The sequence below is a fragment of the uncultured Aquitalea sp. genome (assembly GCF_945957525.1).
GTDB lineage: Bacteria > Pseudomonadota > Gammaproteobacteria > Burkholderiales > Chromobacteriaceae > Aquitalea.
This window is the reverse complement of record NZ_CAMFLA010000030.1, coordinates 20,026-34,312: the sequence shown is the minus strand read 5'-3', so window position 1 is coordinate 34,312 and position 14,287 is coordinate 20,026. Positions and strand designations below refer to the sequence as shown.

Sequence of the window (14,287 nt, the reverse complement as noted above, 5' to 3'; positions counted from 1 at the left end):
CTCCCCATCGGGTCTTTGGCCTCCTTGCCAGACTCTTCGGCAAACGTGTGTGATTGGTCCGATGTCCAATCATAAGGCCGGAATGCCTACAGGTGCCGGGGCAGTCCAGTCACTTCGGCAAACTTTGTTCATCCATGAGTGCTGGTCAGGCTTGTGCAGTACAGGCAGGATACAGGCTTGCTTGATCAGACCTTATTGGAAGGAAGCATGTTGAAGAAACAATTTTGGTATTTGGGCGCGTTAATCGTGTTGCCTCTGGTAGCTGAGGCGATGCCCGAGGGTGTGCCGGGGAAGGAGATCAATTTTTTGCTGGGCAAGATTGGCCAGTCGAATTGCAAGTTCGAGCGCAGCGGGAGCTGGTATGACGCTGCGACGGCCGTGGACCACTTGAAGATGAAGTTGGATAAAGCTGGTGATCGCGTGAAGACTACCGAGGATTTCATTCAGGGTGTTGCCAGCAAGAGCTATCTGTCCGGTAAGCCGTACCATCTGGCCTGTCCCGGGCAGCCTGTGATGGAGTCGGGAGTGTGGCTGAACGCCGCGCTGAAGCAGTATCGCCAGTCGCACTGAGCAAGTAGAGACAAAAAAAGCCGCTACCATGTAGCGGCTTTTGCTTTGGGGCGATATCAGTCGGCGTGCGGGCCTTCCCAGCCGCCGCCCAAAGCCTTGTAAAGGCTGACGGAGGCGTTGAGGCGATCCAGCTGCGCATTGACCAGATTCAGCTCGGCCTGGAAGGCATTGCGTTCGGCATCAAGTACATCCAGATAGCTGGAATAGCCATTGTCGTAACGCAATGTGGCCAGATGCAGCGCCTTGTTGAGTGCTGTCAGCTGGGTGATTTGCGCTTCCTGAACCTGACGCGCGGTACTGTTGGCGCTCAGTGCGTCGCGGGCTTCCTTGAAGGCGGTTTCCACGCTCTTTTCGTACTGTGCCAGCGCTTGCTTCTGGCGCGCGTTGGCAGCGTCCACGTTCATGCCGGTTTGACCAAAGTTGAATACCGGCGCGGCAAGGTTGCCGACAAAGCTCCAGGTACGAGTGGGGCTGGTAAACAGGCTGTCGAGCGAGGTGCTCTGCGACCCCAGTGCTCCGGTCAGGCTGATGGTGGGGAAGTAGGCTGCCTTGGCCACGCCAATGCGCGCATTGGCGGCAATCAACTGTGCTTCCGCCGCGGCGAGATCCGGCCGGCGCTCCAGCAGGCTGGAAGACAGCCCCGCCGGAATGGCTGGCGGAGTGCGCAGTTGCTCAATGGCTTTGCCGCGAGACACCGTGCCGTCAATCAAGTCCCGGGGAGAGCGACCGAGCAGAATGCCCAACGCGCTTTCGGTCTGGTCGACGGACTTGGCCAGTTGCGGTACCGTGGCGCGCGCCGAGGCCGCCTCGGCCTCGGCTTGACGCAGGTCGAGCTCTGAGGTCATGCCGCCGTTAAAGCGCTTCTGGCGAAGGCTGAGCGACTCCTCGCGGCTTTTGAGCGTGCGCTTGGCGATATCGAGCTGGGCATCCAGCGCGCGCAGCTGGAAGTAGGTCTGCGCAACCTGGGCGCTGATGGAAAGGCGCACCGCATCCTGGGTATAGCGGCTGGCTGCCAGCGTGGCGCGGGCGGCTTCGCTGCTGCGACGCAGCTTGCCCCAGAGGTCAAGCTCCCACGAGGCGGTAAGGTTGGCCGAACGGACATCGGCGACCAGTGGCGTACTTGGCGTGGTGGTTTCTACCGAGGATCGGCCGCGCTGATAGCCGGCATTGGCATTGATGCTGGGTAGCAACTGAGCCCGGGCAATGCCAGCCAGCGCTGCGGCTTCTTCCACCTGTGCCTGTGCTTGCGCCAGATCCTTGTTGTGCTGCACGGCTTCGTCGATGAGGCTGTTGAGCGTGGCGTCATCAAACTGCTTCCACCAATCCTGCTGCACGGCGGCGGGCGACGCCGCTTGCTGTGGCAGATCGAGTTTGGGGCGGCTGTAGTCCGGGCCTACCGCGCAGGCGGTGAGGGCCAGAGAGACAGCCATGGGGATAAGGGCACGCTTAAGCATCTGCGTTGCCTCCTGCCTCGGCTTTCGCCTTGGGCTCTGTGTTTTTGGAGAGCTTCATGATGAGCATGAAGAACATCGGGATAAAGAAGGTGGCAATGAATGTGGCCGCCAGCATGCCGCCGATCACGCCCGTGCCGATGGAGTGTCGGCTGGCCGAACCGGCGCCGCTGGAAATGGCCAGCGGAACGCAGCCCAGCACGAAAGCGAGGGAGGTCATGACGATGGGGCGGAAGCGCAGTCGCGCAGCCGCAAGCGCTGCTTCGACCAGACCCAGTCCTTCTTCCATCTGCTGTACCGCAAACTCGACAATGAGAATCGCGTTTTTCGCCGACAGACCAATCAGGGTAACCAACGCTACCTGGAAGTAGACGTCGTTGGCCAGCCCGCGCAGCCAGTTGGCCATCAGCGCGCCGAACACCGCGAACGGTACGGCCATCAGCACGCTGATCGGCAGGCTCCATCGCTCATACTGAGCAGCCAGAATCAGGAATACCATGATCATGCCGAACGCGAACACCATCACTGAAGAGCCGCTGCTGGATTTTTCCTGGAAGGCGGAGCCGGTCCAGGCTAGGGTATAGCCTTCGGGCAATACTTCCTTGGCGACAGCTTCCATGGCATTGAGGGACTCACCCGAGCTATAGCCCGGTGCGGGACCACCCACCACCTTGGCGGCCGGGAAGATGTTGTAACGCTCCAGGCTTTCCGGGCCGGTGGTTTGCTGTACGGTAACCAGCGAAGTCAGCGGGATCATGTTGCCGTCTTGCGAGCGGACATAGATGTTGCGCAGGTCGTCCACCTTGGTACGGAAGTCGGCTTCGGATTGCAGCTGTACGCGGAAGGTACGGCCGAATTTATTGAAGTCGTTCACATACAGGGCCCCGAAGGTGCTTTGCATGGTGTCGAACACCGTGTTGATCGGCACGTTGAGGGACTTGGCCTTGGCACGATCCAGCTGTACGAACAGCTGGGGCACGTTGGCCGAATAGGTGGATTGGACACCCTTGAGTTCAGGGCGCTTGGAGGCGGCCTGAATCAGCTTCTGCGTCACCTCGCCCAACTCCGTGGAGCTGGCGCCGTTGCGGTTCTGCACATAGGCTTCAAAGCCGCCGGTGTTGGACATGCCGGAGATCGGCGGCGGGTTGAAGGCCAGCACGATACCGTCGGTGATGCCCATCATGCCTTTGCCGAACACGTCCTTGACCACGGCCTGGGATGACAGGTCAGGTGTCTTGCGCTCGTCCCAAGGTTTGAGGGTGATGAAGGACACGCCGGCGTTGGTGCGGTTGCCGCCGGAAAGGATGTCGAAGCCAGCGAAGGACATGCGGTCTTGCACGGCCGGATTGCTGGCCATCATCGCGTCCAGCCTGCTCATCGTCGCTTCCGTGCGTTGCAGGGAAGCGCCGTCCGGCAGAATCGCCACCGCCAGAATGTAGCCCTGATCTTCATCCGGGGCCAAGCTGCTGGGGATGGTGCGGAACAGGCCGATGCACAGCACGATCAGGCCGCCAAACAGCAGGATGCCCAGTGCGGAACGCTTGATGAAGAAGGCCACGCCCGAGGTGTAACGACTGGTAAGGTTGTCGAACCAGTTGTTGAACCAGACAAAGAAGCGGGCCGGCTTCTGATGGCCTTCCTTGAGAATCAGCGCGCACAGGGCGGGCGTCAGCGTCAGGGCAACCAGACCGGAGATGGTGACCGATACCGCAATGGTGATGGCGAACTGCTTGTACATCTGGCCGGCGATACCGCCAAGGAAGGCTACCGGGATAAATACCGAGCAGAGCACCAGTACGATGGCCACCAGCGCGCCGGACACTTCTTCCATGGCCTTGAAGCTGGCTTGCCGCGGCGTGAGTTTTTCTTCCGACATCAGTCGTTCTACGTTTTCCAGCACCACGATGGCGTCATCCACCACGATACCGATGGCGAGCACCATGCCGAACAGGGTCAGCGTGTTGATGGAGAATCCGAACAGATACATGCCGGCAAAAGTACCGACGATGGAAACGGGCACGGCCAGGCAGGGAATCAGCGTGGCGCGCCAGTTCTGCAGGAAGAGGAAGACCACGGCAAATACTAGCACCATGGCTTCAGCCAGGGTGTGATACACCTCATTGATGGAGACTTCCACAAACTTGGTGGTGTCGTACGGGATGCCGTAAGACAGGCCTTTGGGGAAGCTCTGCGACAGCCGCTTCATCTCGGTTTCCACCGCTTGCGCAGTAGCCAGCTGGTTGGCACCCGGCGCCAGGAAGATACCTACCGGGATGGTGGGGCGACCGTTATGCACGCCATTGAAGTCGTAAGAGAGCGCGCCCAGCTCCACGCGGGCCACGTCCTTCAGCCGTACCGATGAGCCGTCGCCGTTGGAGCGCAGGATGATGTTCTCGAACTCCTCCGGTTCGGACAGTCGTCCCTTGGTGGTGACGGTGTAGGTGAAGTCCAGCTTGCCCTTCAGCGGTTCCGCGCCGATCTTGCCGGCGGCGAACTGCGCGTTCTGCTCGCGAATAGCGGAAGCAACATCGCTGGGGGTGAGCTTGAGCTGGGCCAGGCGATCCGGCTTCAGCCACACGCGCATGGAGTAGTCCTGGCCGGCGAAGTTGACCACGTCGCCCACGCCCGGCACCCGCTTGAGCTCATCCACCACGTTCAGCAGCGCGTAGTTGCTTATGTACAGGGTGTCGTAGCTCTTGTCCGGCGAGTACAGCGAAATCACCTGCAGGATGGAGTTGGACTTCTTGGAGACGTTGACACCCTGGCGGCGCACCTCTTCGGGCAACTGTGAGGTAACGGACTGCACGCGGTTGTTGACGTTGATGGTGGCCTGGTCGGCGTCCGTGCCGATCTTGAACGACACGTTCAGCACCAGTTTGCCGCTACTGGAGCTGACCGACTGCACGTAGAGCATATTGTCTACGCCGTTGATGGCCTGCTCCAGCGGGGCGGCGACGGTGTTGGCGATCACTTCGGCCGAGGCGCCCGGATAGGAGGCGCTCACTTGCACGACCGGCGGCACGATTTCAGGGTATTGCTCGACGGGCAATGCCTTGATGGCGGCCAGACCCGCCAGCATGATAATGATGGATATCACGCTGGCGAAGATGGGCCGCCGGATGAAAAAGGCGGAAAACATAGACTGGAACCCCTCTTAGGCCGGTTTCTTGGCGCCGGCTGCCGCGCTGGCATCCGCCTTGTAAGGCTGCGGTTTCACGGTGGCGCCCGGACGCAGTTTGATGATGTTGTCCACCACCACTTGGTCGCCCGGCTTGAGGCCGCCCTCAACCAGAACGTTCAGTCCCACGTCTTGCGAAATCGAAATCGGGCGCGGCTGAGCCTTGTTGTCTTCGCCTACCACCCACACCATCTTGCCCTGCTGCGTGGTCAGTACCGCGCGTTGGGGAATGGAGATGGCATTGGTGCGTTCCGCGCCGTTCAGCACTACGCGGACAAACTGACCCGGCAGGATTTTGCCCTGCGGATTGGCGACGGTGGCGCGCGAGCGGATGGTGCCGGTGTTGCTGTCCACTTGGTTGTCGGTGAAGTTCAGCTGGCCGGTATGGCCATAAGTGGTACCGTCAGCCAGCTTCAGCGATACGTTGAAATGACCGTTGGCATTCAGTTTCAGCTTGCCGCCTTCCAGCATTTTGCGCAGCGCCATCTGGTCGCTGTCGGACATGCTGAAATTGACGTAGATCGGATCCAGCTGGGAGATCTTGGTCAGCAGGCTGCCGTCTGCAGTCGTGGTGACCAGGCTGCCTTCGGAGCGGGTTTCCTGGCTGGTCATGCCGGAGATGGGCGCGGTGACGTTGGTGTAGTTCAGGTTGATCTGCGCCTCCTGCACCTTGGCCTTGGCGGCGGCTACCTGAGCCTGGGCACCCTGGAAGGCGGCGACGGCGTCATCTCGGTCCTTCTGGCTGACGGCATTTTCCTTGAACAGCGGCATCACGCGGTCGTAGTTCTGCTTGGCGTTGGCCAGCTGCGCTTCTTGTACCTTGAGTGTGGCTGCAGCCTGATCCAGGGTTGCCTGGAAGGTGGCCGGATCAATCTGGAACAGTAGGTCGCCCTGTTTTACCGGCTTGCCTTCGGTATAGGCTCGCTTCAGCAGGATGCCCCCAACGCGAGAGCGCACTTCCACTTCGCGCGAACCGGCGGCCTGGCCGACATATTCAAACGAAACCGGGATGTTGGAGGGTTCGATCTTGATGACCGAAACGGGCATGGGCGGCATTGCCCCCTGTTGGCCTTGCCCGTCCTTCTGGCCGCAGGCCATGAGACTGACGGCGACAGCGGAGAGTACGAGCCATTTTCCACTGCGCTGCAGGCGGTGCATGGATTGCATCGACATACAAGTGTCCTTCGTGAGGTTGATTGTTTTCTTTGGAGCCGGCAGAGGTGTGCATGCCGGCAAGTGCCATCCGGACGGTATTGTGCGTGTTGTGATTGATTATGCCGTACGGATGGTTGATGCGTGTTGCTGTTATTCTGAGGCTGCTATCGTTTTAAGACTGATTCAGTTCAATTACAACGATTCGTGGCTAAAGCCGGAATGGCACTGTCGTCATGGATTGTGAATTTTACATACATGCGCGTCCGTATGTAAAATGATCAGTGTTTGCTTATGCATACCGCAGCAAGAAAACAACAGACTGTACAGGAAGGTTTTTGTTCAATATGGCGCGAAAAACACGAGAAGAAGCCGAGCAGACCCGCAATTTGTTGCTGGATGCGGCGGAGCGACTGTTCAGCGAGCGCGGTGTCTCGAAAACGACACTGGCCGATATCGCAGCCGAGGCCGGGGTGACCCGTGGCGCGGTGTACTGGCATTTTCAGAACAAACTGGACGTATACCGCGCGCTGCTTTACCGCATTACGCCGCTGTTCGACGACTTTCAGAGTGAAATGACCCGGACGGCGGAGCGGGACCCTGCGTTGGCGCTGTGGCGCCACAGCGTCACATTGCTGTCCATGCTGAGCACCCTTCCACAGCTGCGCCGGGTGTTGCTCATCCTGTTCCTGCGCAGCGAGCACGTTGACGAGCTGGCACCCATCCATGATGAGTGCGTGGCGCACATGAGGGAGTCCGGCGAATGTTTGCGCGGCATTCTTCAGCTGGCGCAAGCGCAAGGCCTGTTGTTGCCGCATGTGGATTGCCAGGAGGCGGCGCTGGCTGTGCAGGCCTATCACGATGGCCTGATCAATCGCTGGTTGCTGGATCCCGAGCATGCGGATCTGGCGGGCAAATCGCACCGGCTGTTGCAGTATGTCTACCGGGCGATTTTCCAGCCATCGGTGATGGCACATCTTTTCACTGTGGACTGAGCTCGCGGTATAATTGACGTTTTTTTCCAGAACCTTACCCACATGCCTTCGGCCATTGAAATCCGCTCGGTGAGCAAGCATTACGGCGCTTTTCAGGCGCTGGACGATGTCAGCTTCACCGTCGAATCCGGCGAATTTTTTGCCTTGCTTGGCCCCAACGGGGCGGGCAAGACGACGCTCATCTCCGCCATGGCGGGTTTGTCCCGCCCCAGTTGCGGCGACATTCGCATCATGGGCCATGACGTAGTCGGCGATTTTCGCGCTGCGCGCAAAAGTCTTGGCGTGGTGCCGCAGGAACTGGTGTTTGATCCGTTTCTGTCGGTACGCGAAACCCTGCAGTTCCAGTCCGGTTATTTCGGACTGACCCGCAACGACGACTGGATCGACGAATTGCTGTTCAAACTGGGGTTGGCCGAAAAGGCCAACGCCAACATGCGGGCGCTCTCCGGTGGCATGAAGCGACGGGTCATGGTGGCTCAAGCGCTGGTGCATCGCCCGCCGGTCATCGTGCTGGACGAGCCCACTGCCGGGGTGGATGTGGAGTTGCGCCAAAGCCTGTGGGCTTTCGTTCAGGAGCTGAATCAGGCCGGCCACACCATCGTGCTGACCACCCATTATCTGGAAGAGGCCGAAACGCTCTGCAATCGTATCGCCATGCTCAAGCGGGGCAAGCTGGTGGCGCTGGAGGAAAAAGGCAAATTGCTGCGTCACGGCGCGGAGCGCGAAGTGTCGTTGCGCTTGGCGGGCGAGTTGCCAGCGGCCTTGCAAGCCCTCAAGGTGCGCGATGAAGACAAGCGCGTCGTGCTCAGGCTGAGCGAGTTGTCGCAACTGGAAGGCGTGCTCGCCGCCCTGCGCGAAGCGGGCGTGGCCGTACGGGAGCTCAATGTGATCGAGCAGGATCTGGAAAGCGTCTTCGTACGCATGATGCAGGAGGGCGCCAACTGATGCAGGGCTTCATGACCTTGTTCCGCAAGGAGCTGGTGCGTTTCTGGAAGGTGTCCTTCCAGACCGTGGCTGCTCCAGTGCTGACAGCGCTGATGTACCAACTGATCTTTTCCCATGTTCTGTCGCGTCATGTCGAAGCCTATCCGGGCGTGAGCTATACGGCTTTTCTGATCCCGGGTCTGGCCATGATGTCGATGGCGCAAAACGCCTTCGCCAACAGTTCTTCCAGCCTGATCCAGTCCAAGATCACCGGCAATATCGTGTTCTTGCTACTGCCGCCGCTGACTGCCGTGGAGTTTTTCTCGGCCTACACGTTGGCGGCCATCGTACGAGGTCTGGCGGTTGGCCTTGGCGTGCTGTTGGTCACGGCATGGTTTGGACTGCCGTTGCCCGCGCATCCGCTCTGGGCCTTCGTTTTTGCCTTGTTGGGGTGCGGCGTACTGGGCACGCTGGGGGTGATTGCTGGCATCTGGGCGGAAAAGTTCGATCAGTTGGCCGCTTTCCAGAACTTTTTGATCATGCCGCTGACTTTCCTCTCTGGCGTGTTCTACTCCATCAATAGCCTGCCGCCGTTCTGGTATACCGTGTCGCACATCAACCCGGTGTTTTTCATGATCGACGGTTTCCGCTACGGCTTCTTCGGCCAGGCCGACGTCAGTCCCTGGTTGTCGCTGGCTGTGGTGGGTGGCAGTTTCTTCTTGCTTTCCGGCCTGGCGTTGTGGCTGATCAAGTCCGGCTACAAGCTGCGCCATTAGGATGCGTTTTCAGGATTTTTACTTATGATGACTGCCGAACAGGTTAAACAATACATCGCCGCCGGGCTCGACTGCTCCCATCTGGAAGTGGAGGGCGATGGTCACCATTTCTACGCTACCGTGGTGTCGCCGGCTTTCTCCGGCAAGCGTCTGGTGGATCGCCACCGCATGGTGAAGGAAGTGATCGCCACCCGGCTGGCCAGCAACGAAATTCACGCGCTTTCCATCGTCAAGGCGGCTACGCCGGACGAATGGGAAAAACTGCAAGGTTAATGATCCCCCATGGATAAACTGAAAATTATCGGCAATGGCCCGCTGAACGGCGAAATCCGCGTTTCCGGCGCCAAGAATGCCGCGCTGCCCATCCTCTGCACAAGCCTGCTGACTGCGGACACCATGCGTTTTACCAACGTGCCGATGCTGCGCGACATCTCCACCACCCAGAAGCTGTTGCAAGGCATGGGCGTGCGCGTGATGACCGACAATGTGCACGAAATGGAAATCACCGCCGATCATCTGGACAGCCTGGTGGCACCGTACGATCTGGTGAAGACCATGCGCGCGTCCATCCTGGTGCTGGGTCCGATGCTGGCCCGCTTCGGCGAAGCCACCGTGTCCCTGCCTGGCGGTTGCGCCATCGGCAGCCGGCCCGTGGATCAGCACATCAAGGGCCTGGTCGCCATGGGAGCAGAAGTGGTGATCGAGCACGGTTACGTGAAGGCTCGCGCCAAGCGCCTGCGCGGCGCGCATATCGTGATGGACATGGTGACGGTGGGGGGCACGGAAAACCTGCTGATGGCCGCTGTCTTGGCCGAAGGCACCACCATTCTTGAAAACGCCGCGTGCGAACCGGAAGTGACCGATCTGGCGCGATGCCTGGTGGAAATGGGCGCGAAGATCAGCGGCATCGGCACCAATCGCTTGGTGGTGGAGGGGGTGGACAAGCTGCACGGTTGCCACTACGCCATCATGCCCGATCGCATTGAGGCCGGTACTTTCCTGGTAGCCGCCGCCATTACTCAGGGCCATCTGGTGCTGCGCAATGCCGCACCGTGGAGCATGGATTCGGTGCTGGACAAGTTGGCCGAAACCGGTGCGGTGATCGAGTGCGGCGACGACTGGATCTCGCTGGACATGAAGCGCCGGCCCAAGGCAGTCAATGTGCGTACCTTGCCTTATCCGGCGTTCCCCACGGACATGCAGGCGCAATTGATGACGCTCAACTGCATTGCCGAGGGCGCGGGTGTTGTGACTGAAACCATTTTTGAAAACCGCTTCATGCACGTGCCTGAGCTCAATCGCATGGGTGCGCGCATCGAGGTGGAGGGCAATACCGCCATCGTTCATGGCGTCGAGAAACTGTCCGGGGCGACGGTGATGGCCACGGACTTGCGCGCCTCGGCCAGTCTGGTGCTGGCCGGCTTGGTCGCCACCGGCGAGACCATCATCGATCGCATCTACCATCTGGACCGCGGCTACGAGAATATCGAGAAGAAGCTTGGCATGGTGGGTGCGCAAATCGAGCGCATCAGCTGACGCTTTTACAACCTTGTCGTGCAAAAGGCAGCCTGCGGGCTGCCTTTTTTATCATTTATGCTACGCGACGGATTTTTAACTATTGTCAGGAAACCTGTTTTTCCTTTATCTATGATCATAAAAGGGGAAGTGGCGTGTCTTGCCCATGTGCAAGACGGAGCGACCGCATCGCAAAACAGATAAACAAAACGGGTTCAATATGCTGACAACCATCCGCAGCAAGATGCTGGCCGGCAGCGCTGCGCTGATATTCGTGGGATTCTCCCTGCTCATCGGGGCCAACAGTTACAGCAATTACCAGCAAGCGCGCCAGGCGGCGCTTGGCAGCGCCGAATTGCTGGCGCAGCGCGAGGCTGGCAATGTGCAGCGCTTGCTGGAGTCTTCTTTCAATACCGTGCAGGCCCTGTCCGAAGATGCAATGGCTGTGAGGCAAGGCCAGCAAGCCAATCCGCGCGCGCTGATTTCCGAGATGACCAAGCGCCAGCTGCCGCACAATCCTGATGCCGTGGGCTACTGGGTGATCTGGGAGCCGGATGCGCTGGATGGCAAGGACAAGGAGTTGGCCGGTTCTGAGCATAACGACAAAACGGGTCGCGCCGGCGTTTACTGGTTTACCAAGGGCGGCAAGGTGGATGTAGTGTGGGGTGCTGAGGGGGTAGACGACAGCGACTACTACAAAACGCCCAAGGCCAGCGGCAAGCCGATGCTGACCGAGCCTTATGTCGATCCGGACATCAAGATTCTGATGGGCACGCTGTCCATCCCCTTGCTGGCGGACGGCAAGGCGATAGGGGTGACGGGTGTTGATCTGGCGCTGGGCCACTTGCAGGAGCTGGCTGCCAAGATCAAACCCTACGACAGCGGTTTCATGAGCTTGTACTCCAACAAGGCGGTGTTGTTGGGCGGTCCGGACAAGGCGCTGATAGGCAAGCCAGATAACGCTTTGCCGGCAGAGGCCAAGGAAGCCATCCTGAAGGGTCAGCCCTACCAGTATGAAACCGGCGACGGCAACCGCCACTTCGTGATGCCGGTCACTGTTGGCGCCATCGCCGCGCCTTGGGCCGTGCGCATCAGCATTCCGCTGGAGGCCGCGCTGGCGCCGGCCAAAGCGGCACTATGGCAATCCATCATTATCAGCGCCGCCATTCTGGCGCTCATCATGCTGTTGATGGGCATGGGGATCAGCCTGAGTTTGCGTCCGCTAAGTCGTCTGCAGCGCGCGATGAGCGAATTGTCCGATGGTACCGGCGATTTGACTCGCCAGTTGCAGGGCAACGGCAAGGATGAAATCGGCCAGGCTGCCGCCGCCTTCAACCGCTTTACCGGCCTGTTGCACGACATGATGGTGGATGTTAAAGGCCATGCCGACGATTTGTCGTCATCGGTGCGTGGCCTGGCCGGCGATATCCGCCATATCCGCAGTAGTTCGGCCCAGCAGTCCGAGGCGGCCAACGCCACGGCCGCCAGTGTGGAGCAGCTGTCGGTCAGCATCAGCCATATTGCCGACTCCACTCGCTCTGCCGAAGGACTGGCGCAGGAGGCGGGCGAGTTGTCGCGTCAGGTGGCGGGCAGCGTACATTCCACGGCGGCGGAAATCGGGCAGATTGCCGCCACGGTGCGCGCCCTGTCCGATGTGATGGCCTCTTTGCAAACGCGCTCGGCGGATATCAGCAGCATCGTCAATGTGATTCGCGATATTGCCGACCAGACCAATCTGCTGGCCTTGAATGCGGCCATTGAGGCGGCGCGCGCGGGCGAACAGGGCAGGGGGTTTGCGGTGGTAGCCGACGAGGTGCGCAAGTTGGCCGAACGCACGGCGCAGGCCACGCTTGAAATCGGCGGCATGATCTCTAGCATCCAGCAGGAAACCGGCCGCGCTTCCGGCAGCATGGATGGCGCGCTGGCGCAGGTGGACTCGGGGGTGAGGCTGGCGCGCGCGGCGGCGGATTCCATCTCGCTGATTACCGACAACACGCAGCAGGTGGTGCGTACCGTGGGAGATATCGCTGTGGCGACGGCAGAGCAGTCCACCGCCAGTCAGGAGATCGCCCAACATATCGAGAGCATTCACAATATGTTGCAACGGACTGATGAGTCGGTGGCGCAGGCGCATGACGCCACCGAGTGCCTGAAAACCCTGGGCGATGAGCTGGAAAGGCTGATTGGCCGCTTCAAGCTGTAAGATTGGCCGAAGGAAAACACAAAGGGCGACGTTGTCGCCCTTTTCATTTTATGACTTGCCGCCTTGGCGGCTATTGCACTGGGCGGGGCTCAGTGGAGGATAGCCACGTTTTGTTGCGGATGTTCGGCGGCGAAGTCTTCAATGGCTTCTTCCAGCAGTTGCGGTGTCAGGTACTGGCCGTTGGATACGGCATGACGCATGCAGCGGGTCAGGTATTCCAGCACTTCTTGCGATACGCGGATGTCTTCCATGATACGGCTCCTGTCATTTAATTAAGCAAATTCTAATATAAAAGGTGGGGTTGGATTTGCGCCAGATCAAAGGCGAGTATGTGGCATGCGGAAATGCGACAAGGCCGCCAGAGGCGGCCTTGTCGCTAGGGTAGTGCGAGTCTTATTGCGCGGCCGAGGCGTCTACCGTCGGTGCGGCTGCGGCCGGGGCCGATGCGGCTGCCGGCGCGGAGGCATCTTTCACGGGCGCAGCAGCAGGCGCGCTGACCAGATCATCGATGTTTACGTCGTCCTGTTGGGTGGGGTTGGGCAAACCCAACTGCTTCGCCCGCAGCTGCAGGTAACCGTCGCGCATATAGGTGTAAGGATCAATGGCGGCGGTGCCCAGCGATTCGTCCAGCCCCAGGTCTATAAAGCGCGAACGGGTATTGACGCCGTACAGGCTATAGAACGCCACTGCCTCCGGCGTGTTGTGGTACACGAGACGTTCCGGCCCGTTGGTGAACAAGGACAGGCCAAAGCCCGTTCCATCCCGCACCGTGCTGGGTCCAAAGAAAGGCAGCACCAGATAATTGCTGTCTTTCCAGCCCCAGGTGGCGAAGGTGTCGCCAAGTCCATTCTTGTTGTTCTTCAGGCCGGCCGGGGTGGCGATGTCGATCAGGCCGAACAAGCCGAAGGTGGAGTTGATCATCACCCGCATGGTGTCGTTCAGTGCCTTCTCCGGTTCCCAGCGCAACAGATTGCTGCCGGCGCTGTAGACATCCTTGATGTTGTCGAAGAAGTTGCCCACCGCCGAGCGGAACGGTTGCGGCGTTACCGCGCGATAGCCTTCAGCAGCAGGCTTGACCACCCAGCGGTCAGCCTTGTCGTTGAAGTTGTACATTGAGCGGTTGAACGACTCGTAAGGGTCGTGCGGGGAGCTGGGCGGCGCACTGGCGCAGCCGGCCAGCAGACTGACCGCCAGCAGGGGCGCGCAAAGGGAAAGACGCGTCCGTTTCATCAATGTTCTCCCGACAGGCCGAGCAGCCCGTCCAGTGCGTACAGCTCAACCAGGCTGCGCAGGTTCTTCGGCCAACCTTCCAGTGTCAGTGCGTGGCCGGCGGCCTGCGCTGCGCGCTGGCTGGCCAGTAGCAGCGCGATGGCGGCGGAGTCGGCCTCGTCGATGCCGGAGATATCCAGTCGCAGCGGTCCGGAGGCGGCGCGGCGCGTGAGTGTCTGCAGCAGCGCGCCGCTGCTGTTCATATCCAGTTTGCCGGTCAGGCGACCGGCGCCCGGAGCGGTTTCCTCGAACAT

13 protein-coding genes are annotated in these 14,287 nt (G+C 60.0%); 7 read left to right on the top strand and 6 right to left on the bottom strand.

The features are described from left to right. Window positions 1–177: 177 nt before the first annotated feature. Window positions 178–570, top strand: coding sequence for a DUF5329 domain-containing protein (locus Q0P52_RS18960; RefSeq protein ID WP_293766191.1), 393 nt, complete (start codon window positions 178–180; stop codon window positions 568–570). Window positions 571–626: 56 nt separating this feature from the next. Here Q0P52_RS18960 and Q0P52_RS18955 read toward each other — a convergent pair whose 3' ends face one another. The 3 genes from Q0P52_RS18955 to Q0P52_RS18945 are packed head-to-tail and all read right to left on the bottom strand — an operon-like array spanning window position 627 to window position 6,372. After that, window positions 627–2,024 carry an efflux transporter outer membrane subunit gene (locus tag Q0P52_RS18955; RefSeq protein ID WP_293766192.1) on the bottom strand — a complete coding sequence of 466 codons (1,398 nt, stop codon included), beginning with the start codon at window positions 2,022–2,024 and terminating at the stop codon, window positions 627–629. Next, window positions 2,017–5,160 carry an efflux RND transporter permease subunit gene (locus Q0P52_RS18950; protein WP_293766193.1) on the bottom strand — a complete coding sequence of 1,048 codons (3,144 nt, stop codon included), beginning with the start codon at window positions 5,158–5,160 and terminating at the stop codon, window positions 2,017–2,019. Before Q0P52_RS18950 ends, Q0P52_RS18955 begins: the two co-directional genes overlap by 8 nt. A 15-nt stretch (window positions 5,161–5,175) precedes the next feature. Then, entirely contained in the window at window positions 5,176–6,372 is a 1,197-nt protein-coding gene (locus tag Q0P52_RS18945; protein ID WP_293766194.1) for an efflux RND transporter periplasmic adaptor subunit, read from the bottom strand. 326 nt (window positions 6,373–6,698) lie between these two features. Between Q0P52_RS18945 and Q0P52_RS18940 the strand changes: the two genes are divergently transcribed. The 6 genes from Q0P52_RS18940 (at window position 6,699) to Q0P52_RS18915 (ending at window position 12,764) form a co-directional block, all read left to right on the top strand. Continuing rightward, a complete protein-coding gene (locus tag Q0P52_RS18940; protein ID WP_293766195.1) occupies window positions 6,699–7,346 on the top strand; it encodes a TetR family transcriptional regulator in 648 nt (215 codons plus the stop codon). Between the two features lie 42 nt (window positions 7,347–7,388). After that, window positions 7,389–8,291, top strand: coding sequence for an ABC transporter ATP-binding protein (locus Q0P52_RS18935; RefSeq protein ID WP_293766196.1), 903 nt, complete (start codon window positions 7,389–7,391; stop codon window positions 8,289–8,291). Further along, window positions 8,291–9,046, top strand: a complete 756-nt coding sequence (locus tag Q0P52_RS18930) for an ABC transporter permease (RefSeq protein WP_293766197.1) — start codon at window positions 8,291–8,293, stop codon at window positions 9,044–9,046. Before Q0P52_RS18935 ends, Q0P52_RS18930 begins: the two co-directional genes overlap by 1 nt. Window positions 9,047–9,070: 24 nt before the next feature. Continuing rightward, on the top strand, window positions 9,071–9,319 hold the full coding sequence (locus Q0P52_RS18925) for a BolA/IbaG family iron-sulfur metabolism protein (RefSeq protein ID WP_293766198.1): 249 nt from the start codon (window positions 9,071–9,073) through the stop codon (window positions 9,317–9,319). Between the two features lie 9 nt (window positions 9,320–9,328). After that, window positions 9,329–10,582 carry a UDP-N-acetylglucosamine 1-carboxyvinyltransferase gene (gene murA / locus Q0P52_RS18920; RefSeq protein WP_293766199.1) on the top strand — a complete coding sequence of 418 codons (1,254 nt, stop codon included), beginning with the start codon at window positions 9,329–9,331 and terminating at the stop codon, window positions 10,580–10,582. A gap of 199 nt (window positions 10,583–10,781) precedes the next feature. Then, the gene (locus tag Q0P52_RS18915; protein ID WP_293766200.1) at window positions 10,782–12,764 is read left to right on the top strand and encodes a methyl-accepting chemotaxis protein; all 1,983 of its coding nucleotides are present in this window, start codon (window positions 10,782–10,784) and stop codon (window positions 12,762–12,764) included. A gap of 89 nt (window positions 12,765–12,853) precedes the next feature. Here Q0P52_RS18915 and Q0P52_RS18910 read toward each other — a convergent pair whose 3' ends face one another. From Q0P52_RS18910 to Q0P52_RS18900, 3 genes are all read right to left on the bottom strand, one after another. Further along, window positions 12,854–13,015, bottom strand: a complete 162-nt coding sequence (locus Q0P52_RS18910) for a hypothetical protein (RefSeq protein WP_293766201.1) — start codon at window positions 13,013–13,015, stop codon at window positions 12,854–12,856. A gap of 142 nt (window positions 13,016–13,157) precedes the next feature. Continuing rightward, a complete protein-coding gene (locus Q0P52_RS18905; protein WP_293766202.1) occupies window positions 13,158–13,994 on the bottom strand; it encodes a VacJ family lipoprotein in 837 nt (278 codons plus the stop codon). Further along, window positions 13,994–14,287: an STAS domain-containing protein gene (locus Q0P52_RS18900; RefSeq protein WP_293766203.1), complete on the bottom strand. Its 294-nt coding sequence runs from the start codon at window positions 14,285–14,287 to the stop codon at window positions 13,994–13,996. The genes Q0P52_RS18905 and Q0P52_RS18900 overlap by 1 nt, the downstream gene beginning before the upstream one ends.